16 protein-coding genes, 3 pseudogenes and 2 riboswitches are annotated in these 24,422 nt (G+C 32.2%); of the genes and pseudogenes, 7 read left to right on the top strand and 12 right to left on the bottom strand.

Annotated features, from left to right (window positions below):
• The 3 genes and pseudogenes from ACFWDE_RS24475 to ACFWDE_RS24465 form a co-directional block, all read left to right on the top strand.
• Positions 1–434 (top strand): GerAB/ArcD/ProY family transporter (locus ACFWDE_RS24475; RefSeq protein WP_377895266.1); only part of this gene is annotated, 434 nt, incomplete at its 5' end.
• Positions 431–1,559, top strand: a pseudogene (locus ACFWDE_RS24470) (Ger(x)C family spore germination protein). The gene ACFWDE_RS24475 and the pseudogene ACFWDE_RS24470, both read left to right, overlap by 4 nt.
• A 1,009-nt stretch (positions 1,560–2,568) precedes the next feature.
• The gene (locus tag ACFWDE_RS24465) at positions 2,569–2,769 is read left to right on the top strand and encodes a DUF2187 domain-containing protein (RefSeq protein ID WP_002065497.1); all 201 of its coding nucleotides are present in this window, start codon (positions 2,569–2,571) and stop codon (positions 2,767–2,769) included.
• Between the two features lie 438 nt (positions 2,770–3,207).
• Here ACFWDE_RS24465 and mgtA read toward each other — a convergent pair whose 3' ends face one another.
• The 4 genes from mgtA to mgtE form a co-directional block, all read right to left on the bottom strand.
• Positions 3,208–5,901: a magnesium-translocating P-type ATPase gene (gene mgtA / locus ACFWDE_RS24460; RefSeq protein ID WP_377895264.1), complete on the bottom strand. Its 2,694-nt coding sequence runs from the start codon at positions 5,899–5,901 to the stop codon at positions 3,208–3,210.
• A 228-nt stretch (positions 5,902–6,129) separates the two neighbouring features.
• A complete protein-coding gene (locus tag ACFWDE_RS24455; protein ID WP_002147863.1) occupies positions 6,130–6,669 on the bottom strand; it encodes an undecaprenyl-diphosphatase in 540 nt (179 codons plus the stop codon).
• 22 nt (positions 6,670–6,691) lie between these two features.
• Entirely contained in the window at positions 6,692–7,807 is a 1,116-nt protein-coding gene (locus tag ACFWDE_RS24450; protein WP_002065490.1) for an FtsW/RodA/SpoVE family cell cycle protein, read from the bottom strand.
• Between the two features lie 90 nt (positions 7,808–7,897).
• Positions 7,898–9,226: a magnesium transporter gene (gene mgtE, locus ACFWDE_RS24445; RefSeq protein WP_377895261.1), complete on the bottom strand. Its 1,329-nt coding sequence runs from the start codon at positions 9,224–9,226 to the stop codon at positions 7,898–7,900.
• Between the two features lie 212 nt (positions 9,227–9,438).
• Positions 9,439–9,615, bottom strand: a riboswitch (M-box (ykoK) riboswitch).
• A 429-nt stretch (positions 9,616–10,044) separates the two neighbouring features.
• Positions 10,045–10,208: riboswitch (M-box (ykoK) riboswitch) on the top strand.
• A gap of 123 nt (positions 10,209–10,331) precedes the next feature.
• Here mgtE and ACFWDE_RS24440 point away from each other — a divergent pair.
• Positions 10,332–11,279 carry an LCP family protein gene (locus ACFWDE_RS24440; RefSeq protein ID WP_377895259.1) on the top strand — a complete coding sequence of 316 codons (948 nt, stop codon included), beginning with the start codon at positions 10,332–10,334 and terminating at the stop codon, positions 11,277–11,279.
• Between the two features lie 164 nt (positions 11,280–11,443).
• On the opposite strand, the pseudogene ACFWDE_RS24435 reads toward ACFWDE_RS24440, so the two are convergent.
• Positions 11,444–11,972 (bottom strand): annotated as a pseudogene (locus ACFWDE_RS24435) (S-layer homology domain-containing protein); the annotation flags it as partial.
• 539 nt (positions 11,973–12,511) lie between these two features.
• On the opposite strand from ACFWDE_RS24435, the gene ACFWDE_RS24430 reads away from it, so the two are divergent.
• Positions 12,512–12,886 carry a hypothetical protein gene (locus tag ACFWDE_RS24430; protein ID WP_002147867.1) on the top strand — a complete coding sequence of 125 codons (375 nt, stop codon included), beginning with the start codon at positions 12,512–12,514 and terminating at the stop codon, positions 12,884–12,886.
• 277 nt (positions 12,887–13,163) lie between these two features.
• On the opposite strand, the gene ACFWDE_RS24425 is transcribed toward ACFWDE_RS24430, so the two are convergent.
• Both ACFWDE_RS24425 and ACFWDE_RS24420 read right to left on the bottom strand, forming a co-directional pair.
• Entirely contained in the window at positions 13,164–13,709 is a 546-nt protein-coding gene (locus ACFWDE_RS24425; protein WP_377895257.1) for a GNAT family N-acetyltransferase, read from the bottom strand.
• Between the two features lie 180 nt (positions 13,710–13,889).
• Positions 13,890–14,225 (bottom strand): hypothetical protein, encoded by a 336-nt coding sequence (locus tag ACFWDE_RS24420; RefSeq protein WP_377895255.1) that lies wholly within the window; start codon positions 14,223–14,225, stop codon positions 13,890–13,892.
• A gap of 1,103 nt (positions 14,226–15,328) precedes the next feature.
• Between ACFWDE_RS24420 and ACFWDE_RS24415 the strand changes: the two are divergent.
• A pseudogene (locus tag ACFWDE_RS24415) lies at positions 15,329–15,412 on the top strand (undecaprenyl-diphosphatase); the annotation flags it as partial.
• 19 nt (positions 15,413–15,431) lie between these two features.
• On the opposite strand, the gene bla reads toward ACFWDE_RS24415, so the two are convergent.
• Complete coding sequence (bla, locus tag ACFWDE_RS24410) at positions 15,432–16,358, bottom strand: class A beta-lactamase Bla1 (RefSeq protein ID WP_377895268.1); 927 nt, start codon at positions 16,356–16,358, stop codon at positions 15,432–15,434.
• A gap of 277 nt (positions 16,359–16,635) precedes the next feature.
• Positions 16,636–18,771 carry a peptidoglycan D,D-transpeptidase FtsI family protein gene (locus ACFWDE_RS24405; protein WP_377895253.1) on the bottom strand — a complete coding sequence of 712 codons (2,136 nt, stop codon included), beginning with the start codon at positions 18,769–18,771 and terminating at the stop codon, positions 16,636–16,638.
• 403 nt (positions 18,772–19,174) lie between these two features.
• Here ACFWDE_RS24405 and ACFWDE_RS24400 point away from each other — a divergent pair, with 403 nt between their 5' ends.
• Positions 19,175–20,935: a peptidoglycan D,D-transpeptidase FtsI family protein gene (locus ACFWDE_RS24400; RefSeq protein ID WP_377895251.1), complete on the top strand. Its 1,761-nt coding sequence runs from the start codon at positions 19,175–19,177 to the stop codon at positions 20,933–20,935.
• A gap of 11 nt (positions 20,936–20,946) precedes the next feature.
• Here the strand turns inward: ACFWDE_RS24400 and ACFWDE_RS24395 are convergent, their stop codons facing one another.
• The 3 genes from ACFWDE_RS24395 to ACFWDE_RS24385 form a co-directional block, all read right to left on the bottom strand.
• On the bottom strand, positions 20,947–21,774 hold the full coding sequence (locus ACFWDE_RS24395) for an SH3 domain-containing protein (RefSeq protein ID WP_377895249.1): 828 nt from the start codon (positions 21,772–21,774) through the stop codon (positions 20,947–20,949).
• The gene (locus ACFWDE_RS24390) at positions 21,764–22,297 is read right to left on the bottom strand and encodes an RNA polymerase sigma factor (protein WP_377895247.1); all 534 of its coding nucleotides are present in this window, start codon (positions 22,295–22,297) and stop codon (positions 21,764–21,766) included. Before ACFWDE_RS24390 ends, ACFWDE_RS24395 begins: the two co-directional genes overlap by 11 nt.
• A 442-nt stretch (positions 22,298–22,739) precedes the next feature.
• The coding region (locus tag ACFWDE_RS24385) for a penicillin-binding transpeptidase domain-containing protein (RefSeq protein ID WP_377895246.1) at positions 22,740–24,422 on the bottom strand (1,683 nt) is incomplete at its 5' end.

The raw sequence follows: 24,422 nt of genomic DNA, 5'->3' as shown, positions 1-24,422 counted from the left end.
CTGGAACCATGTTTTTCTATCTATATGTGACTATTCTTTCTTATATATACTTTAGTCCGGAGGGGATAAAAGACGTAATTTGGCCAGTATTTCATTTGTTAAAAGGGGTTCGTTTTTCATTCATAGAACGATTAGAAATTATATATATCGCTTACTATTTGATTGTATTTTCCACTACAATATATCCGTATTTATTTTTCAGTTTTGAATCTGTGACCATTTTATTTCAAAAAAATGCTCGCAATTGGGCGCTCGTTAGTTTTATGTTTTTAATAGTCGGCTTATTTATTTTTCTAAACCCCGACGTGGATCAATATTTGTTTATATATTCTCTTATGGATATCTTAAATATTATTTTCTTTATTCTATTACCAATCTTTTTTTTCGCTTACAGCATTCTTTTCACTTGGTTAACTAGGAGGAAACAACTTTGATTCGAAAATGGATATGGATTGTAACTTGTTGTGTATGTTTAATCGGTTGTAGTCAAAGAATCCCTCTTGAACAGGTTTCATTAATCCTGTTAATCGCCTTGGATAGAACTTCTAATGGAGACATAAAAGTGGGCACAAGCATACCACTCTTTCATCATAAACAGCAAAGAAGTACTATAGAGCAATGGGCGCGGGCATCCACTGTATATAATGGATTCAGTAAAATAGATACGAAGTTAACGGGCTATATGACAGCCTCAAAAGCTGAAATCATTTTAATTGGGAAAAAATTGGCCCAAGAAGCAAATTGGATGCAGGAGCTTGATTCTTCTTACCGTGATCCTTACGCTACCATTAATGCTAAAGTAGTACTTGTTGATGGACCTGTAGAAGAAATTTTCACAATTAATAAGCCCGATAAACCATCACTACCATCTTACATAAGTAGTGTAATCGAATCCTCCATTCAAAATAATCAATCCGTTTCTTCCACGATTCAACAATTAATGAGAGAAAAAAATGAAGAAGGAATGACACAAGCTGTTCCAGTTATTAAAAAAACAAAGAATGAAATCGACACGGTAGGAATTGCACTTTTAGATCGACAAGGAAAATTTATAACTCGTATCCCTAAAAAAGATGTTAAATTCTTCAATCTTATAAATAAGCCCAAAAATAAAGGCCGGATGATACTACACCTTGTGCTTCCTCCTAAAAAATCCAACAAAAAACCAAACACTTCTATCTTGGTACAGAATGCGACAAGGAAGGTAGATGTTAATTTTCAAAACGGAAAGTTTGTATTTAATCTCGATATAAATGCAAATGTAGCTTTAATAGAAAAAACCAATGCGAATTTAATTAAGGGACATTATGATAATAAAAAAAAACATAAATAATTTAAAGAGTGCTATTCAAAAAGAAATTAATAAGAAGTTACAAGATATTTTGGATGAAATACAGCAGAATAAAATTGATCCAATCGGATTATCCCTATATGCTAGAGCTTTTCAATATAAAGAGTGGAAAAAACTAAAAGGAAATTGGTTGCAAGCGTTAGCAGAGGCTAAAATAAATGTAAAGACACACGTCAAAATAAAAGATACTGGGACCATTAGAAATTAGACTAGCCTATTCTTGTATTTGATAGCATTTCTCAGTAAAATTTTCCCTCCTCAATAATTATTATGTAAAAGATGCTAACTCAAAGAAAAATTTTTAAGTTAAATACAAAGCAATAGATTTTTCTTTTTTATCTAACAGTTCTTTTAAAATGACAACAATTTAACTGCAGTAATCCAGTATAAGTTTCTAATTTAAGGAACCGGAGAACTTATAATTCTGGTGCAGTAGACGTGCCAAATTTCATTCCAATAGCAACTCCAAGATAAAACATCAAAGCCGAAATTCCCAAGTTAAGGAATTTCGGTTTTTTGAGTTCGTACGAATGTCTTAGTCTTAGTTCTATGTACTTTGATATATAGGCCCAAATCAACAAATTTCCGCATCATTTTATCGTATAATGAGAGACCTTAATAAATCTTTTTTTATTTATATATCCCATACGGGCATCAATTGCCTTTTATTACTTATACTCTTTAGATTATTTCAAATGATTCTATTTCCTCCTTGTTTAACCCTTTTGATATATTTCAAATTTCTTGTTTTTCCTGTATTGATAATTAATTATTATCAGATATAATGTTGTACCCATACTAAGTTACAAAAAATAATAATCTATTATTAAAGAATCAGAAAAAACTACCCTTATACCTTCCAGTTATACCTCTTATTGCGTACCAGACTCCCATCTATATGTGATGGATTCTTTTATCTTTTTCAATAATCAAATTTCCATTAAATATTTAACTTGTTTATTACTCTTAATGAATATTATTTCTTTTTATTGATTTCAGCTTTATATTGTACGATTATTTAACGTTATTCGATAAAATACGTAAATTTTACAAATACCCTAGTTTTCATCGTGTGAAAACTATTTATCCCCCCTTAGTCAAAGGTGCTTCTCCCTATGTATACTTGATTTTTCACTCTTGCATTTTTTATTCATTCATGTATTATATGATGAAAGAAACTTTACAAGAAGAAAACTATTATCAATGAGGTCTATCATATGGAAACAGAAAATAATGTTACAATTGGTTCTTTCGTACAATTTCCCTATCGTAATAACTCCTCCTTACAATTAACAGGTTATGTAGTGAATATCCTACAAAACACGATTGTAGTTGATATTGCAGAGATTGCCGAAACACATGCTATAGACGAAACTAGACAAGTCGTAAAACATGGTTGTTATCATAAAATGAAGTAAACTTATAATATATAAAAAGATCCTAGTACCCACTAGGATCTTTTTATATAACGTTGGTCAGATTACCACGCTTAAGGGTACCGCATGGTGGAAAATATCCTGTGAAACAATTACTTGTATAGACTTTTTCATTACAATTATATGCATAAATAAAAAAGTGAATAAATAAAAGACAAGCTGTTGGTAGCCTTCCGTCTGATATGTAACTACTGCTGTTAAGTGGTAGTTTACAAAAAAGTTATTTTCTTTTTGAACCACCTTTATTACGATTGGCTGACGCGAGGTACCCTCTTACGTTTATTATAACTATTAAAACATAACTTTTACTTGATTCATTTTCAGCCAAACCAATTTCACGTTGTATTAGCCATTAATTCCTTATCCATAAAGGATGTGTAGTATTTAGTAAAACTTGTTTTTTGACCAAATTTTTTAGTTTTAAAGCCATCGATTAAACTTCCTGATGTATATTCTCTTTATAATCTGAGTAACTAGAGCATACATTGTCAAAATTCCCAATAACCACAGAAAATAATAAAATGGAAGTGGAGTTAAGCCAATTTGAGTACTTAAACTGGTAAATGGAAGGAAAATCCCTATAATCATAACTAAGCCTGTAAGCATCAAAACTGGCCTAGCAGCCGTACTTTGTAGGAAAGGAATATGTTGAGTACGAATCATATGCACAATTAATAATTGTGTTAATAACCCTACTACGAACCAACCTGTTTGAAATAAGGATTGCATTTCAGGAATATTTGCACCAAATACATTCCACATTACGATAAAAATGATTATATCAAAAACACTACTTACCGGCCCAATAAAAATAATAAAACGAAATAAATCTTTTGTATCCCAACTTCTTGGTTTTACTAAAAATTCATTGTCTACTTTATCCCATGGAATTGAAAGTTGGGATAGATTATATAGTAAGTTTTGACATAATATTTGAATTGGTAGCATTGGAAGAAAAGGAAGAAATGCACTAGCAATTAATAAACTTAATACATTTCCAAAATTTGAACTTGATGTCATCTTAATATACTTCAGTATATTTCCAAACGTTGTCCGACCTTCCACTATAGCATCTTCTAAAACATGTAAGTCCTTTTCTATAAGTATAATATCTGAACTCTCTTTAACAATATCATCTGCTGTATGGATAGATACACCAACGTCAGACTGTTTTAAAGCAAACACATCGTTAATTCCATCTCCCATAAACCCAACTGTATGACCATTCATTTGAAGTGCCTTAATAATACGGAATTTTTGACTAGGATTTAATTTTGCGAACACACTTGTTTTACTTGCAAGTTTTCCTAATGCCTTATCAGGAAGACTATCAATTTCATAACCCAGTACTGGTTCTCCTATATACAAGCCCATTTTCCTACATACATTTCTTGTCACGGACTCATTATCACCAGTTAAAATTTTCACTTGTACTCCTTTCTTTTGTAGAGTATGAAGTGCAGCGATAGCCGATTGTTTGGGTGGATTTAAAAAACCTACATATCCAACAAGTATCATATCTGATTCATCATCAATAGAGTAACTATCCACTTTATCACTCTTTAGCTGCTTATATGCAACTGCGACCACTCGCATCCCTTGTTCCTGCCAGAGTTCAATTAAGTGTTTATTTTTACGTTGGATTTCATCTGTAATAGAAATTATCTTATTCTTTTCTTTTATATAACTACAAATTGATGCAACTTCTTTAACAGCACCTTTACATAGCATTATTCGTTCGTTAGCATTGTTTTCTAAAACAACTGAAACTCGTCTTCGATCAAAATCAAATGGGCATTCATCTATTTTTGAGTATTGAGATATATCATATTTACTACTATCTCTTACATAACGTATAACTGATAAATCAATTTCATTTTTATATGCTGTATGAAAGTAACCATTTATATACGCTAATTTCAAAACTTCATCCGACTTTTCTCCATTTGTATCTGTATGGCGTACCAGATCCATTTTATCTTCTGTCAACGTGCCTGTTTTATCGGTACAGAGAATATCCATAGCCCCAAGATTATGAATAGAAGATAGCTGTTTTACAAGTACCTTCTTTTTACTCATATTAATAGAACCTTTAGCTAAATTAGCGGTTACAATCATTGGAAGCATCTCTGGAGTAAGTCCAATCGCTACAGCTATAGCGAATAAAAATGCCTCATACCAGTTCCCATTTATAACTCCATGTATCATCATGACAATAGGTGTCATGATGATCATAAATTTAATTAATAGCCAGCTAACTTTGCTTACCCCTTTATCGAATCTGGAATCAGATTTCTTGTTCAGTTTGAACTGATTCTTTGCTATTGAACCAAAATAAGTATCTGTTCCAGTACCTACAACTATTGCTTTTGCGGTACCACTTATGATATGAGTTCCCATAAAACAGAGATTTTCTAATTCAATTAAATTTTGGATTTTTCTAATTTTACGTTTTTTGTACATATAGAAATACTGATTTGATTTTTCAATGGGTAATGCTTCCCCTGTTAGTGATGATTGATTTACAAGTAAATTTTCCGATGAGATAATTCGTACATCTGCAGGTATAATATTCCCGGCAGATAATTCTATAATATCCCCTGGTACAAGATTCTCAAGAGCAACTTGTACCTTTCCACTTTCTTCTAATACTGCCCTCTTATTTTCCTTATATGAACCATTTCCTCCCCTGAAAACGGTTACCTTTTCATATACAAGATTTTTTAATTTTTCTATAGACTTCTGAGAACGAAGTTCTTGTATGAACCGAATTAACGCACTTATAGCCACCATAATCCCTACAATAATAGTACCCTTTATATCATTAGTAAGAAAAGATAACATCCCTAATATTATTAGAAGAGAAATAAACGGACTTCTAAAAGAATTAAATAATGTTATATACCATTTTATTCTTTTTTGATAAACTACTTTATTTTTCCCATATACTTCAAGTCGCTTAGTAGCTTCTTCCTGAGAAAGTCCATGAGATGTTGTTTTAAAAAAAGATAACGTCGACTCAACATCACTTTTTGCAATTTCACTTAGCATTTTATAATTTTTGCTTAGTACTTCCTGATTATAAAAAGATTTTTTTTTATTAGATCGCAACAACTTTACCTCCTATCCATTAAATAAAATCCCTCTGTTTTTTAAAATATAATTTTAAAACCACATTTTTATAATCACCCTGAATTTTCAATCAGATTTAGAAGTGCAATAGCACTTAAATAGTATTATTCTCACCATAAAAAGTAATTTTTATTTATAAGTGTCCTCATTATTAGCAGCAAAATTTTTGAATATAATTTGGTCTATCGCTAGTATAGTATTGTAGATGCTTTATTTATTATTTTTGAAGTTAGTTTTAACTATATAATGGATTATGAAGGCCCACAAAAGTCCTAAAACAGCTCCTATTAATACATCTAGCGGATAATGTACTCCTACCCAGACCCTTGAAAAAGCAATTAAAAAAGCTAACAATAAAAATACTTTCCCTAAACGTTTTTCATATAAGCATAAAGTTATAGCTATTGCGAAGGCACTTGTAGCATGATCACTAGGAAAAGAGGCATTAGCGGTATGCTCGACAAGTTGGTTTATATTCAAATGAGAAACAAATGGTCGTTCTCTATAAAAAAACAATCCAATAATTCTATTAAATACAAAAGCAAAACAACATGCTATAATAGCTTGAATTACACAGGTTCTATTTTTATATTTTTTGTTTAACCAAAGAATCATAAATAATAATATGAACATATACTGAGCATATTCAGCAAAAAAAATCATTAAATAATCGATGTATATATTTTCTTTCACATGCTCATTTATATACCGAAATCCATTATAATCAAGATTGTTTATTAAATTTAACATTTCTCCTCCATAAGCAAATATATTATCTGTTTATTTTATTGAAAATTGAGATATTTATTAGTATTCCCATTGCCATTAAATTAGCCATTAAAGAACTTCCACCAAAGCTAATAAATGGAAGGGGGGTGCCTGTAAGGGGGAAAATTCCCGTAACACCTCCTAAATTAACAATAGATTGAAGACCTATCATACTCCCGATTCCTATTGATATAAGACTTCCAAATTGACTTTTACACTCTTGAGCAACCTTAAAAGAGCGAATTACTATAGTTAATAAACCAGTTAAAATGATTAGTACCCCTATAATTCCAAGCTCCTCAGATACAATTGACATAATAAAATCAGTATGAGGCTCAGGTAAAAAACCTTCCTTTTGAACACTATTTCCAAACCCACGTCCACTAACTCCACCAGATCCTATGGCAATAAATGAATTTACAAGTTGGTAACCATCCCCTTTTGCATCAAGAAATGGATTAAACACCGTTGTAATACGCGCCATTTGAACATCAGATAAACCATATTTAACTATAAAGTATAAAGTCGGTACCCAAACAATAGAAGTAACCGTTATCCATTTCATTAAAATAGTAATGTTTATTCCAGAACATATAAACATACTAGCCCCTATTCCTAAAATTAATAATGCAGAACCTAAATTGGGTTGTTTGTATATCAAAAAGAACGTAAACATTAAAAACAAAATAACTTTACCACTGCCTTGCCAATATGATTTTTGCACCTCTTGACGTTTTGAAAAAAAACCTGCTAGTACAATAATCACACCCAGTTTAATAAATTCTGCAGGCTGTATTCCAAATATCCAAGATTGTGCATTATTAACAACTTTTCCTTTCCATAAAACTAAAAATAGTAATACAATACTTACCATTACAATACACACGGAAACGATGCGTTTTTTCCATATATGAAAAGGTAGTCCAATACAAATTATTAATCCTATTACTCCTAAAAAAAGTTTATTTAATTGAGAGCGAAAAAAGAAATCACTACTATAGCCATAATTTTTAACTGCAACAATTGAGCTGGCACTATACATCATCAAAGTTCCAAATACAATTGTAATGATAAGCGAAAACACCAACGGATAATCCAGTAACTTGAATACTTTTTTCATTTCTATTCTCTCTTTCTCTATACTTCCAACAAGTTTGTCTACAAACTTTGCAGGAACGAACTTAGGTATAAAAAATTTAATATAAATTTCTTATAAGCCTAGTAACATTTTTGCAATGGTAAAGTACAGAATTAACCCCGTTCCATCGACTAATGTCGTAATGAACGGACCTGAGATAACAGCTGGATCCAGCTTTAACTTATTTAAAATCAAGGGTAATACAGATGAAACAATAGACGACCAAATAACAATGAACAATCCAGTAATAGCTACAACTTGTGCGACTTCTGTACCTACGCCTAAAGTGTACGCACGAATTAATGCCGCCACGGCTAATGTAAGCCCTAGTAAAATGCCTACTAATGCTTCTTTTTTCATAACACGAAATATATCTTTAAATTTCACCTCATTTAGAGCTACAGCTCGAACCAATGTAGTTACGACCTGTGTACCTGTATTTCCACCAGTTCCAATTAACAATGGAATAAAGAAAGCCAATGCAACTACATGAGTCAAAGTTTCTTCATAATGTCGAAGTACAGAACCAGTATATGCTTCTGCTACAAACAGAAGTAATAACCAACCTATACGTTTACGGTATATTTGCCAAATAGAGGTTTCGAAATATGGCTTATCTAATGGGGTGCTCCCTCCTAATTTTTGAATATCTTCAGTTGCTTCTTCTTCGAAAACATCCATTGCATCATCGAAGGTTATGATACCTATCATCCGATTATCCATCGTTGTTACAGGTATAGCGGATAAATCATAATCCATTAGCTTTTGTACAGCTTCCTGTTGGTCTAGGTCCACTGAAACTGAAATAACATCCAATGCCATTATTGATGATAAAGTCTTATCATCTGAAGCTAGCAATAATTCACGAATAGAAACAATTCCATTAAGCTGACCACGCGAATCAAGAACATAAATATACGAAATTGATTCTACCCCTGCTCCAATTTTTCTAATATGTGACAGCGTATCTTTCACTTTCCAATTTTCCCTGGCAGCAATATAGTCAATTGTCATCAAACTGCCCGCTGTTCCAGATTGAAAAACCAGCAGACTTCTAATTCTTTGTTGAGATTCTTCAGACAAAAGTTGTATCAGTTTTTCAGCCTGAAGTGGATGAATTGAAAGAATTACATCAACAAGGTCATCAATAGATTGCCTAGCTAATAGCCCTTCTCCTTTATCCACAGGCAAGTTGGTGCAAATATTATATTGCTCCTCTGGAGTAAGGTAACTAAGAATTTTCGCACCTTTTTCAGCAGGAAAACATTTCATTAAAGATATCTGATCTTTATGATGAAAATCTTTCATTTCCATTGCAATATCATAGGATTGAGTTTTTATAAGTTCTCCTACTAAGTGGATGTCTTTTGTCGTTAATAATTGTTGTAAACATTTTTTCATCGTAATTCCTCCTTAAGGACAGTGGTACTTGTTATCATTTTCCCACTTTTGGGAAAACAAATTTCTTAATAAATATGGGATCAATATCATCAATCATTAGTTTTCCCCCCTTTTATAAGAGATTTATTACAAATAAAATTTCGCATATAAAAAACCTCCCCTAGTGATTCAACTAGAGGAGGCTGATTTTAAAAAAGACATAGCTAAATAAAGCTCATTCCCCCTAGTTGAGTTTTGGCACTATACAACGTAAAGGATGAATCATTCATCACTTAGCTATCTTAAGAAGAGCCTTAATCCGACAATTCCTGTTCTACCCATTGGCATCTTTCGATATTTTTGGGCAATAGCCTGTGTTTGTATAGGAGCCTCACCTAACAGGTTATAAATATTTAAAATTTTTTGCTTGTTTCGTATTAAAGCATATCCACTATTTTTGAACTTGTCAAGTAATAATAAAACTTATTTCTCCACCTTTTGATATCAAAACATTCCCAAATCATAGATATAAACATCTGTATAATAGTTTATATTTATACAACGAATTTTACAATTTATACACTAAATTTTCAAAATTATAAACTATAAAATTAATTTATTTTTTATTATTACACGTGTCTTGACGCTTTATTATTGAAGATTGATGTAAAAATAAAAAATTTAAAACCAAAGACGTCTGATAGATAACAAAAATTTCAACTTGATTCTCTCTCATTTTCAATATAACCTGTATCTTGTACAAAGGGATAAATTTTAAACACATTATTTTCACAGTAGATAAACACACAACATGTAATTTGCTTATTTCTGCAAATAATATATGTCTCTGTTAGGTGAGGCTCCTGTATAGAGAAACGCTGCTACCCAAAAATGTCGAGAGACGCCAATGGGTCAACAGGAACGGTCGAATTAAGGCCCTTCTTAATGTAGCTGGTTTTAAACCTATGCTGTACAGTGCTAAAACTCAATGAGGGGGACTTTTATGATAAAACGACTTGTTTAGCTTTTTCTTAGCAAGGTTTGTTTGTCTCGAAAAAGGCCTTTACTCATATGAGCAAAGGCCTTTTTAATGTGAATATAGTACAAAAAGAAAGGGTGAATCTTCATGAAAAAAAATTGGATCTATCACAATAAAATAAAAGTTATTTTGGGTACGTTATTTTTTATTTCCCTATTGGGAGGAACATATATATACTCTCAATTTTATAACTTTAGTGATAAAACATATCGTGAACTCGAAAGAGGACGCAAATCTATGAAAAGAGAACATAAAATATCCCCTTTAAAAGATAATATTTCCATCTTAATCATGGGAGAGGATAATAGTGAAACAAGAGAAGGAGAATATGGAAAAAACGCAAGGTCAGATGCATTAATGGTTGCTACGATTAATAAAGAAACGGCAGCAATAAATTTGTTAAGTATTCCACGTGATACTCGAGTCTATATACCAATAAAAGCAAAAGAAGATAAAATTGCACATGCACATGCATTTGGTGGTATAGATAGTACAATAGATACCGTTGAAAAGTTTTTGGATATTCCCGTTGATTATTATATTAAATTAAATTTTGATTCATTCTTAAGTCTTATTGATAGGATTGGAGGAATTGATGTAGATGTTCCCGTCACATTTACAGAACAGGACAGCCAAGACCAAGCTGATGCTATTCATTTGGAAAAAGGATATCAGCACCTAAATGGCGAACAGGCCTTAGCCTTGACTAGGACACGCCATATTGATAATGATTTTATGCGTGGACAACGGCAGTTATTAGTTATAGAGGCGATTGGAAATAAAATATTAACCATGAACTCATTAAGCAAGTTTAATAGTATATTAGATACAGTTAGTCCACATATGTCTACCAATTTATCCACAACAGATATGTTCTCTATTGCTAAAACTATGATGGACCACTCACCTAACATTAACAAAAGGCAGATTAAATGTAATGATAAATATATAGATGGTATATACTATGCACAACCTGATAAAGAAAGTGTTCAACAGATTTCGAAAGATTTAAAACAAGAATTACAAAAAAAATAAGAATTTTTTAATATATTTTATTTCAGACAAGATTTATAAATATAAAAATGATATATAGATTTTCTTATATAAATCTCTCGCAATATTTGAAATTTAATTATAAAAAAGTAGAAAGTATTCTTGCTAACAAGAATGCTTTCTGTTTTACACGAGTCTTTTAGTAACTATTTATTTTTAGTAAAAAGGATATAACTAGGGGCATAATATACCCATTGTTCATCACCAATACTTAACCATCCATTTTGTTCCTTGTATACAGAATATGATTCATTTTTACTTAGTTTACGAATTACTTCATAAGTCGTCCCAGGTCCCTTGCGCGGATTTACTCCAGAACCAGTTATGGTAACAACACCTATTGTATTATTGTTTAATACATGTAGCATTCTATTCAGAAAGGTAGCGACTTCTCCGCGAGCGGCTGTACCTTTGGGCATAAATTATAAATTCATTTTTTTCATTTCCTTTTACAATCCCTAGTCCATAAACGCGTTGTACAGCTTGTTTATCATACACTAAGTTCTGATCACTAAAAGGCAAGTCTACTAGCTTTCCAATAATATTTTTATATTGTAACGATCGATCAATCATAATGACCACTTCGTCACGCTTAATTGTGTCATTTGGAGCAAAAATATTATCTCCTCTACCACTAATGATTCCAGCTGCTGCTGCACGATTAATCCCATCTATAAATAAAATTTTTGATCTCTTTTAATTACTATCTAATTTCAATTTACCACTATCTTTATTAAGAAATGAGGAAAAATAAATGAATAAAGAAGTTTTTCATAATATACAATATGTTTATCTTCAAAATGTATACTTGTACTTATTTCTTTAGATATTTTACATTTGAATCTTAATTATAATCCACGCATGTGAATTCTCTAAAGAAAAAAACCTAAAAAGAGAATTAATCTTCCAAATTTCACATAGGGAATCATTTGTTTTCTAAAAAACATCCAAGAATCTTTATCAACTCATTTTAGAATATTTAAACAATAATTTTATATACAAACTCTGCATAAATTATTCATTTTCTTTTATATAAGACATACCTTTTTACTTCTGATAAATTCTTAAACATTGGATTATTATACACAATCCAAAAAACATGTGGTATTTTGTAGAATTTTGTCTATCAATATGTATGTACACCCTTTTGTAGTGGATATAGACTGTGAGGTGTAAGGAGATACCTTACAAAATAATGCAAAGGAGATTATAGAATGAGCAGATTAACAAAATTCTCAAAGTTAGCATTTGCAACATTAATTGCAGGAAGTAGTTTAAGCGTCTTTGTTTCTTCACACAGTGTACAAGCTGACACCTTAGATCATAATTACCAAGACACTGTAAAATTCATACCATCTTCTAATGCTAGACAAACATTGGAACAAAAAAACACTATTGTTCCTGAATCAAAAGTTATTAAAAACCATTATGTAAAGTACTCTAAAGCACATTTCCAATCTAAAGAAAGTATACCAAAAGAAATTTATTACTCTTCAGAAGGCTTTAAGGGCTATATACAATCAACTACCGTTTGGGATATGGGAGATCATTTCGCAACGATATATTCCGGAACCGTTATTCGATGTTAGATTTTTAATGCAACATCTCCAAATGGTTATAAAAATCAATAGATCACTGCAAATACTGTAACATCTATTACACAAAAAAATAAACCACAAAATCATTCAATTTCATGGTTTATCTATTACAAAGATAATGCTAAACGAATACTCTAACATTACCTTCCCCAAAGTTAATTATAGAGTATTTTCAAAAAAAAGACACTCTTGTAGTGTCTTTTTTATAGTATTTAAATTTACTCCCATCTTACTTCGTTTCTGAATTTAGTAAATATGTAGAGCCCTTTCATTCAGACTTCAAAATTGAATATTGATATTCATCAATCCACTGTCCTTTTAACATATAATTTTGCAATAAATGACCTTCTCGCCTCATACCCACACGTTCTAGTACAGAAATAGACTTGTTATTTCGGACATCCGAGAAAGCAATCACTTTATGCTTTCCTAACGAATGAAATATATAATGCAATAAAGCATAAATAGCCTCAGTTGCATAGCCATTTCCCTGATATTCTGGGGAAAGAGTAAATCCAATTTCAACGATACGAGGTTCACTCAAAAGCGTGTGAAGTGCACAATCTCCAATCATTTTATTATTTTCAGCCAAAGCAATTGCGAACTGGAACCAAGTACCTGGTTGATTAGGATTATTATTAATTTGTTCATTTACAAAAGTTTCTGCTTCATGATATTGATAATTATCCCATGACTGAAATTTAGCTACTTCCGGATTAGAGCGATAAAAATGAAAGTATTTAGTGTCATCAATACTCAACCTTCTCAAAATAAGACGATCTGTTTTCCCAAAAACTTGATCATATTTCTCCATAACCTTCTCCTCTCTTCACTACATTAACTGTGAGCTGGATTTCGTTACTTCATAGAGTTTTTAGTTTTATCTTTATAATACATAGGCGTATATTGTTTGCATACATAAAAGAAAGTCTTTATCCCTCTTTATTTTATATTTTGAAAAGAATTCAGCTTCCCCACACCTTATTTTTTTCGGCTATTCATTTGTTTCAATGTAATAATTTTGCATTTCGTATATGCAATAGACAATTATCACTAAACTCCAACTGACACCATAGTAATCATGTGTGTAGAACTCATATCCTGCCTTAATTCCTTTTTCTATTACAACCAACGTAAATCCTAAAGCCATCCAAGTATTAATTTTCATTTTAATAAAAGTTATAGCTATCACGATTAAAAACAAAATATTTGTAAGGCAGTTTATCATTAGCCCATATTTTTGAATGTATATTGCCATTATACAAGCAACGATATTAGTCGCAATGCCAAAAGCAACTACCGCTCCCCAAATCCTGTCCGAAAGTCCCACTCCTGAGTCAGTCCCTTCCTTAATAAACATCCTTTTCTTTATTTCGTTCCTACACTCTCTATTCAAGATATGCTTTATTAACCTTGTTTGATTATCTATTTATCTTTTCATATAGAGCAAACAGAATTTTTACTCATAATTTTTTATTTATTAGGCAAACTATGTCTAAGCCGTTTGAACTAGCGGCTTCACTCTTCTGGTAATGGGAAAGCAATTTATTGTAATTGACTAACTCATTCAATTCATTGGCACCGGCAGGCAACCAAAATTGTTGTCTGCCATTTTCATGTATACTTTTTCTGATTTCATTTCAAACTATATAGAAATAGCGTGCTGTACTGATTTTAAACAGAATAGAAATTGATTTTTGAAAAGGCAGAAAGGGTAGGATTCTGTCTACTTTTTGTATAAGACTTTTTCTTTTCACATATACTATTTTTGAACCTGTTTACCAATACGTGTCCTATTGGTGTCTTGAATTCCTCCTCAAATTCTTTATTTTTTGGATTTTACAAATCTGAAGACAAGAATTTCAAGCATATTTTCTGGTTATTCGTAGTTTTTATCCAGAATAAATTCCTCGTGTGAGCTGTATACAAAAAAGAAAAGACACCAAAAAGGTGTCTTTTCTTTTTAAATCTAATCGGATTTCAGTAGTATATTTGTTCTCTTAAAAACCTTCTATCTTGTTCTTAAAGTTGTCAAATTTCATATGTAATTCCCAAAAAAACTTATACTATTATGTAGCTAATAAACTATGTGCTCCCTTCCCCCTGTTTCCGGCCCTGTAAATTTTACAGGGTCTTTGATTATTTGACAGTTTATCAGCGTTAATAAATTCGAATTTTCATTTTAAATTGTTTAAATGTTAATTAGGTTTTGAACCAATATATTAATATTTAGCTCCTGATTCTTTACTCCTTTTAGATGAAGTGGACTCTCATTTACATGCTAAAAAAAGCGTTTTAACTAATAACAACCCTAAGACAGTCTTATATTGAGCCTTGGGGTTATTATTTAAATTGTTATGAACATCATAGGAGAACATTCTTCTCCTGCACTTGATAGAATAAATTGTCCCTAAAATAATAATTGTTGCATTTATACTTCTAATAGGAATACAAAAAAGCGATTCTTTTCACATTAAAAAGAATCGCTATCCAAGTTCTTATTTTCAATTACATTAAATAAAGAATTGAGAAATTATCACCTAAGAGCCTTAACTATCACTTCAGTTGCCTCTGCAATTAGTTGATTATCATAGGTAGCCTCTTTCTCATCTTTACTGGATAAAATTGCGATGATAATGGGTGCTCTATTTGGCGGCCAAACGACAGCAATATCATTGCGTGTCCCATAACTTCCAGCTCCTGATTTATCTCCAACTACCCAGTCAGTTGGTACGCCTGCGCGAATAAGTTTGTCTCCTGTAGCATTTCCTTTCATCCACTCTGTAAGAATGTTACGTTTATGAGCTGGAAGTGCATTTCCGACCGTAAAAGCTTTAAGATTCGTAGCAATTGCTTTTGCTGTACTAGTGTCACGAATGTCTCCTGGAGTAGCTTCGTTTAACTCTGGCTCAAAGCGATCAGCCATAGTAACCCGATCACCCATCTGTCTAAGTGCTTTTTCATATCCTTTAGGTCCGCCTATTTTATTAAATAAAATGTTCCCGGCAGTATTATCACTGGAACGAACAGCCGCCTCTGCAATTTCCCCAAGTTTCATGCCTGTATCTACATGTTTCTCTGTAATGGGTGAATATTCAACTAAGTCGTCTTTCGTATAAGTGATAACTTCATTTAATTTATCAATTGAGTTTTGCTGTAGCAATACCCCTGCCGCTAAGGCCTTATAGGTTGATGCAAAGGCAAACCTCTCATTAGGTCGATATGCAATTGTTCGATTTGTACCAGTATCAATAGCATACACACCTAATCGAGCATCAAATTTTTTCTCAAGTTGAGAGAATTCTTTATACGTCGCATGATTTTTATGTTTAACTGGTCCGGTCTTTTCTTTCGCTTCAACTTGCAATGCCCCTCCTGTAAAAGCTTCTAGGCTTGTAAGACTTAAACCTAATATACCAACGCATATACCTATTTTTAGCATCCTTTTGTTTTTCAAAATCATCATTCCTTTCAAATTTTCAATACTAAAAACAAGTTGTAAATTCAATACACTGTATCTGAACACCTGTTTTTATACGTACAAATAATAGACCATCTAAGAAACAAGTTTGTTCCATAAATTTAAAACCTTTTTAACTAGTAGACAAGATATTAACAAAGGTAAGAGATAGCAACTATGATAGCTGCTATCTCTTATTTCAAATCTTCCTTTTTCTTTAACTTATAAAGGCTTTTATATAAACAGGGTCTCTTCCCCTGAGAAAAATGCACAAATTTTACTAATTTTGATTCGAACTATCTGTACTAGCAGCTTCACCATGCATACGTTGCTGTTTTAAATCAAAGTATGCATCTAAAACTTCCTTTCCAATTATAGAATTAATTCCATTTTTATCATCATGAAGCCATGGGACTACTACAGAAAATGCTACTTCTGGATTATCATATGGAGCATATCCAACTAATGTTAAGTTGTAACATTCCATACGTTCTCCTTTTGCATTTCTACCAATTGGATCATCTCCACCATATACAGTTTGAGCTGTCCCTGTCTTTCCTGCTGGTTTGTATGGAGCATTCTTGAAATACTTCACGCCAGTTCCATCACCTTCTTGGAATACCCATCTAAAGCCTTCTTTTATCCGATCAATATGTTCTTTCTTCATATCAACTCGATTTAATACGACAGGCTCTATAGAGCGTATAACTTTGCCAACTTCCTCTTCTTTTATTGATTGTTCTCCTATTTCCTGTACAATTTGGGGTTGCATTCTATATCCACCGTTAGCAATAGTTGAAATATATTGTGCCAATTGCAATGGCGTATAAGTATCATACTGACCGATAGAAAAATCTAGTAAAAACCCAGGTTGACTATCTACTTTTCTAGTTTGCCCAATTATTTCATTCGGTAAATCAATACCTGTTGGTACCCCTAAACCAAATTGTTTAAAATAATAACGCATCTTATCAAATGCTTCTTGTTTAATATCTAATGAACCATTCGGTACGTAATTAACTCCCGCAATTTTTAAAGCTGTCTGGAACATATATACATTCGAAGATACTTGTAAAGCTCGTAAATCATTAATATTACCAAATCCGGATACATTCCATGATTTCTTGGCTTGTGTACCTTTAAATTTCATCGGTGCATCATAAAATTGATCTCCTGGCTGTATTGCCCCTGTCTCATATCCAGTTAATAACGTTGCGCCTTTTACAGCTGACCCTAGCTCATAAGAAGTTGTCATGTTACCTAATGCCAAATCCTCAATCTCTATTTTTCCTTCTTTTTCTACAATCTTTTTGCCTGCCATAGATAAAATCTGTCCGTTATTTGGATTTGTCATGACGACAAACGCTCGGTCCAACAGTGGCTCTGAACTCTTAAAAGCTCTCAAATTTTTCTCTATACTTTCCTCCACTTTCTTTTGTAATTCCATATCAATCGTTAATGTTAAACTATTACCACTTTTTCCTTTAGAGATGATTTCTGTATTTATAATGTTTCCTGATTTGTCAGTAACGTTTTTCACTTCTTCTTTCGTACCGTGTAATGCATCTTCATATCGTTGTTCAATATAACTTTTCCCTACACGATCATTACGGTTATATCCACGTACCAAATAAGAATCTAAGTTTTCTTTCGGTAATCCTTCTTCACTGCTTGTAATATTACCTAACACTGAACGAAATAAATTACCATTTACATAATTACGTTCCCAATCAACTGTTGCATCTACTCCTGGAAACTCCGCAAGGTTTTCACTTATGCGCGCATATTCTTGATCTGTCACATCTTTTTTAATAATTTGTGGTGTTAGTTGATAACCTGAACTCATTTTACTTTTAATAGCTAAAACCTTTAAATCTTGTGCTGTTAATTCTGCCAATTCTACTTCTGTAACGCGACTTCGTCTTAAGTCTTGAATTTTTTTGTCTAGTTCTTTTCCCTCTATTCCCTTTTCTTTAAACTTTCCTATATCTTTTTTAGTAATCTTTGATTCCGCACGTTTCGTATTCAATTGCATCCAGAAATCTTTTTTATCGATATCGGTTAACTTATTTATATCTTGTTCGGGCATTTCAAGTACTTTCGCCAATTCTTTTGCTGTTTTTAAAATATCTTCACTCTTAATCCCCTTCACCCTTGTATACGTAATTGTGCGAAGAGATTTATTATTAACGACCGTTTTCCCTTCTCGATCTAGAATTTGTCCACGTGGAACCGGTATACTAGTTGTTTCATTTTGACTGTTTTCCACTTGGTTCTTATAAGCCTCTCCCTCAACGATTTGTACTTTTCCTAGCTGCATAATAATAGCTGAGAATAGTAGAAATATGCAAAGGAACATTATATTTAATCGAATAGATATATATGTCTGCTGCTTCTTTTCTTTTTGTTTTTTCATAAATCCTCCATATAATTCTTCCGGAACTCCTCACTAATACTTAGTAAACAAATATAATAAATACGTTCCCTATATATTAGAAACCACCATTCAGTTATAAATAGTGTCTTATCTTTTTTTCTAAATCCTTGTAAGCGTCCATTCCTTTTCGTTTAGCCGCGTAATTGATAAATCTCCTTTCCTGTTTTTCTCTCTAATTCTTTTATCACTTGCATTAGAAATGCTAAACTGTATAATGACTCATATTAAACTTACACATAGACTTGCTAGTAACTTTTCATACTAATTATTCCTTTCTTCATGCTGTAATACTTAATAGACAACCTAAGTAATAAAGTTGTTCCACATTTACAAAAAAAATAATTAACTATAAGATGAAATAGGCTACATAAGGGAGGGTTATATGTTACATACAAAAAGATGGAGATTACTTGCGGTTCTTTCTATTGTAGGTTTGATTTTACTAATTTTATTAAAAATCAACTTCATTTCAATTACTATCGCAACTTCTTCAGCTGAAAGAGGAAAAATTTTTGATCAAAATGGTGTAATACTAGCTACAAATAAGAAAGTTAGGTCTCTATATTGCACTTCTAATGATGAAAAGCTATCGAATCAAGATACATCAAACACATTAGCTTTTTTCAATCAATTTTCAAACGAGTTTCAACATGACATTTCTGCAGAGGACATAAAATTACAATTACAACAATCTTGTAAAAAGCAGACTATGAATGATATACCGTTTTACTCTGACATAAATGAGAGTGAACTTACATTCATAAACAAGAACAAACCCAATAATGTAATAATCAAAGATGAATTGATTCGATATTATCCTAAACACAAAATTGGTTCACAGCTAATTGGGTATGTAGAAAATGACCTTAATTCTAAGTATGGACCTGTTGGAAAAAGTGGGATTGAGCTTCAATATGAAAATGATTTAAAAGGAAAACCCGGAAAAACTCTGATTTTTAAAATGAATAATAAAAAGTTCTTATGGAACATTCAAAAAGTACAAAAAGGAAAAGATGTCCGGCTAGCTTTAGACTCTAAATTGCAGCAAAAAACAGAGGAAGCATTAAGATCTCAAATTAAGAAAATACCTGATGCTAATGCTGGTTATGTTGTAGTAACCGATGTAAAAACTGGCGCAATTTTAACTATGGCCAACTCGGCAGTTTTTAATCCAAATATATTACATACACATGTATCATCTAAAAATGAAAACATTAAATCACTTTCGCAAAATAAAGCAATTCAAAAATTAAAGTATGGTGAATCTTATGTAAATATGGCCTCTACTATAAAGCCACTTACTATTTTAATTGGATTAAACGAAAAGCTTTTTCAACCTGAAGATACTTATTTAGATAAGGGTAGTTTTCAGTATGATAATCAAAATAACATTACGAATGCACCTGGAACGCCAACAGGTGAGATTACACCGAGGCAGGCTATCATTAATTCATCTAACACATTTATGACAGCAAAAGTAGCTCTGCCCTTATTCAACCAAAATAATGGGAATATAGAAAAAGTGGCACATATATGGACAGATTATTTAATGCAATTCGGCCTACGTTCTAAAACCGGGATTGATTTACCCTTTGAAGAAGACGGACAATATGAATTCCATCCATCTAATAAGTTTGAAAATGGAATCTCCGCTTTATTAAATGCCTCTTGGGGAGGAAATGAAGTGCATACCCCTCTTCAACTTGCTCAATATGCAGCAACTTTGGCAAGTAAAGGTGATAAATATAAACCTCAAATCGTAAGTGCTATTATTGGTCAGGACGGTAAGGAAACAAAAAAGTTTAAGCCAATTTTAGAAAGTTCAAATCGTTATCCTATGAAATTTTGGAGCGTCGTGCAAGGTGGAATGAGTCAAAATATAGAGGAGATTAAAAACTTGCCCTTTCATGTGGCAGGTAAAACGGGTATTACAGGTTTTCCGAATGAGCAAGAAAGAATGATAAATCATTCTCTTTTCATTGCATATGCTCCTACCGAAGATCCACAAATTGCTATTTCTGTCGTTATTCCTGGTAGTAATTCAGAAAAAAACATCGCTGCTCTCGTTACATCAGAAATTTTAGAGTCCTGGAATACGCTTCAAAAAGAAAATAAAAACAAAGAGGAAGGTTCATTAAAGTGAACCTTCCTCTTTTACCATATAGAATCTATATTTATTATTTTCCATTCACCTGCATCATTCTTTTCAAACATAAATGAATACTTAATATCAGTTAAAACATACTCTTTTTGTACATATCCAGTATTACCGTTAATAGTCGATATTTTTATATATCCATCATTCTGCGCTTTTTCTGGAATCCAAGCTTTTACCATTTCATTAGATACTTCATATAAAACTTGTGATTCTCGTTTTGGTTCAGCTAAAATTTTTGTTTTATTTCCAGTAACAGTTGCATATATAAAATGTTCTTGTTTGGATTGATTACTTTCTGTCAATCCGCTTGGTACTTTGTATACTTTCTTTGTATCATTTGCAAATTCTCCGCCCATTGTAAGAGCGACTTGCAACTCATGAAAAATATCCTCATCAAACTTCAATTCATCCTTCTTATAAATTTCCCCTTTAAATAAAACTTCATCATTTAATACTTTATATAAATCATTTTCATTTTTAGAATTTGTACTTCGATATAAGTCATTCATAAATTGTTTTAGTGAGGGATCTTGAGCAGATTCATCTTTTGTTTTAGGCTTAATTTGAGTACTACTTTGTACCGGTGATTTATTATCATCCAGCCAAGGTTGTTGAACAATGAAAAAGAAAAATGTACAAGCTAAAACCACTACAATTGGCAATGCTTTTTTACGAAATGGTCTTGTATGTTTTGGCGAATCTACCTCATTACTTTGGTATATAGATTGCTTTATTTTATAAATAAATTCTTCTTCATCTTTACGATGCTCCATTGGTCCATTTTGTAATTTGCTATACCAGTCAGGATTTTTTTTACTGTTCATCACTACTACCCTCCCCTATTAATTTTGAAACCTTACTTCTCGCTCGGCTTAATCTAGATTTGACTGTTCCAATTGATACACCTAATGTTTCAGCCATTTCTTCATAAGATAATTCATATTTCGCGTCCAATATTAGTATTTCACGGTGTTTTTTAGGTAGTTTTAATATAACATCCCACACTTCATTTAGTTCCTCTTGCTTAAAAAACTCTTGTTCTGCCGATGGAGATTGCTTATCGTCACTAAAAAATCCCACTAAAGATATCCTTTTAAAATAAGAGGATTTCAAATAGTTTATTGCCGTATTTCTTGTAATTTTTAATATCCACGTTTTAATAGATGACTCCTTTCGAAACGAATGCCAATGTTTAAAAACCTTTATAAAGACATCTTGTGTGATGTCATCTGATAAGTGTGGATCTTTCGTAATAATAAATGAATAATTCCATACATCTTGCCAATAGTCTTTTATAATATAGTCAAGCTCATCATGATTACATTTTTCAATAAACTTCTGTTCCATTTCCACACCTCAAACTTATTTGAATAAACATAAAACTGCCCTCACTTTTAATATGGTTTCAATATATAGACATGATACAAGTTTCATTTGTTCCATTGTTTATCTTTTTTTTGATAGAAGAATTCTCCTGAAAAATGTAAAGGTGTGCAATACATTTCATTAAATAATCAGCTTTACATTCTTTTCGATGACAGACTCCATATTCAGCCCGTACTTGCAAATACTATTTCAAAAATCACTTTTGAAACCATAGAATTTGATTTATATAATGAAAATGATGCGATATCAACTTTCTAGAGCCACAATAACATAGAAAAAGCATTCTCAATTAGGGAGAATGCTTTTTTGAAACTTAATTATTCTTTGTTTTGCCCAATTTATACCTTTGAGTTAAGCATTCATATAATAAATTTAGTAAAAGATTTCACTTTATAATTTAGTGTTATTTCTGAAAAACATGTTTTACTTTTTCGCCGGGAACATTACTCCCCCCTCTTCCTTTTACATCTTCAATCATCATGGTAACAATCATGTCTGGCGCATTTGCATCAAAAGCTGCAAACCACCCAAGTTCTTTTCCGTCTGCTTCTTTCGACTCCTTCAGTTCTGCTGTACCGGTTTTACCAGCAAGAGTTACACCATCAACCTTAGCAATTCTCCCCGCGCCATCAGGGTCATTAATGACTTTTATTAATGCACTCTTTAATATCTCTTGATTCTTTTTAGAAACCACATTTTCTTTCCAATTCCCCGCTACTTTTGCTTCTTTTAAAAGATGTGGCGACGGAATATTCCCTTCATTCACAATCGGCGCATATGTTAATGCTAAATGAAGTGGTGTCATTAATACTTGTCCTTGTCCGTATCCGGTATCTGCTAGTTGAATATCATTTTTTATCCCATCTTTTGCAATGATTGAAATAGGAAATTCGTATTCGATTGGTAATTTTTCATGAAATCCGTATTTCTTAAATTCATTTACATACTGATCTTTCCCCATTTTCAAAGCTTGTTGAGCAAAATAAATATTATCAGAGTACTTCATTGCCTTATCAAAATCAACTGGACTAGCTTCCTTCACACGTGTTACATAATAATTTCCCCACGATGAATCTTTTGTCCACTTTAATCCTTGAATTTTAAATTCTTCCTTAGGATTTATTGTGTTTGTTTCCAAACCAATTGCACCTGTAATCGTTTTAAATACGGAACCTGGTACAAATGCTTGTGTGAAACGATTCATCATTGGCAGTTTCGAGTCGTTATTCCATACTTCTCGTTGGGCTTTTGATGCTCCTCTAACTATTGTATTTGGATTATAAGCAGGGCTACTTACAAGTGCGATTGTTTCACCCGTTTTAGGATTGACCGCTGCACTTGATCCTGCTTCATTTTTCATCTCATTAAAGATTTTTTCTTGAATTGCAGCATCAATTGTTAACGTAACATTTTCCCCTTCTTTTGCTTCTTTTTTTGCTACGTTTTTAATCTCTTTCCCGTTCTCATCTTCCATAAATACGCGTCCACCCTTTTCACCACGCAATTTATTCTCTAATACTTTCTCTAACCCTGTCTTACCCACTAAATCATCTGCCTGATAACCTTTTTTTTGAAGCGATTTTAACTCCTCTGCATTTACCTTTCCTATATATCCCGTTAAGTGTGCCGCTGCTTCTCCTAATGGATACGTACGAATATTTACTGGGCGAGATGAAACTCCTTCTAATTCAATATAATCATTCTGTCTGGTTCCCTCTTTTAAAATACCAATTGGTACAAGGGAATCTGGTTTTATCCATTTCGCTGCGAGCTTCTGATCGACCTCTTCTGTAGACATATCAAGTAATTGTGCTACTATTTCCTTTGTTTGCGCTGCCGTTTCACCTAGTTTCTCTGGAATAATTCCAACCTCAGTCGCTTTACCATTCGTTGCAAGCCCTTTTCCATTTCGATCATATATTTCTCCGCGTTTTCCTTGTTCTATTTGCATACGTACTTTGTAATCTTTTTTCATGCCTGGGAAAATGAAGTCTGGTGTCCAATCTATTTTCCAAGATTCCTTATCTTTCACAAGTTTTGCTTCATGGATGAATGAAACTGTTCCTCCATCCGTATCCATTTTAAC

This window comes from Bacillus sp. NPDC060175, assembly GCF_042728695.1.
Lineage (GTDB): Bacteria > Bacillota > Bacilli > Bacillales > Bacillaceae_G > Bacillus_A.
Note: the sequence above shows the minus strand (reverse complement) of the source record. Positions and strands in the feature narration are given on the sequence as shown.

Bases quoted from the DNA above. Each gene is read 5' to 3' on its own strand.
- ACFWDE_RS24405 (WP_377895253.1), bottom strand. From the start codon at position 18,771: ATGAAAAAACAAAAAGAAAAGAAGCAGCAGACATATATATCTATTCGA.
- ACFWDE_RS24430 (WP_002147867.1), top strand. From the start codon at position 12,512: ATGAGCAGATTAACAAAATTCTCAAAGTTAGCATTTGCAACATTAATT.
- ACFWDE_RS24440 (WP_377895259.1), top strand. From the start codon at position 10,332: ATGAAAAAAAATTGGATCTATCACAATAAAATAAAAGTTATTTTGGGT.
- bla (WP_377895268.1), bottom strand. From the start codon at position 16,358: ATGATTTTGAAAAACAAAAGGATGCTAAAAATAGGTATATGCGTTGGT.
- ACFWDE_RS24450 (WP_002065490.1), bottom strand. From the start codon at position 7,807: ATGAAAAAAGTATTCAAGTTACTGGATTATCCGTTGGTGTTTTCGCTT.
- ACFWDE_RS24425 (WP_377895257.1), bottom strand. From the start codon at position 13,709: ATGGAGAAATATGATCAAGTTTTTGGGAAAACAGATCGTCTTATTTTG.
- ACFWDE_RS24390 (WP_377895247.1), bottom strand. From the start codon at position 22,297: ATGGAACAGAAGTTTATTGAAAAATGTAATCATGATGAGCTTGACTAT.
- ACFWDE_RS24465 (WP_002065497.1), top strand. From the start codon at position 2,569: ATGGAAACAGAAAATAATGTTACAATTGGTTCTTTCGTACAATTTCCC.
- ACFWDE_RS24455 (WP_002147863.1), bottom strand. From the start codon at position 6,669: ATGTTAAATTTAATAAACAATCTTGATTATAATGGATTTCGGTATATA.
- mgtE (WP_377895261.1), bottom strand. From the start codon at position 9,226: ATGAAAAAATGTTTACAACAATTATTAACGACAAAAGACATCCACTTA.
- ACFWDE_RS24400 (WP_377895251.1), top strand. From the start codon at position 19,175: ATGTTACATACAAAAAGATGGAGATTACTTGCGGTTCTTTCTATTGTA.
- ACFWDE_RS24395 (WP_377895249.1), bottom strand. From the start codon at position 21,774: ATGAACAGTAAAAAAAATCCTGACTGGTATAGCAAATTACAAAATGGA.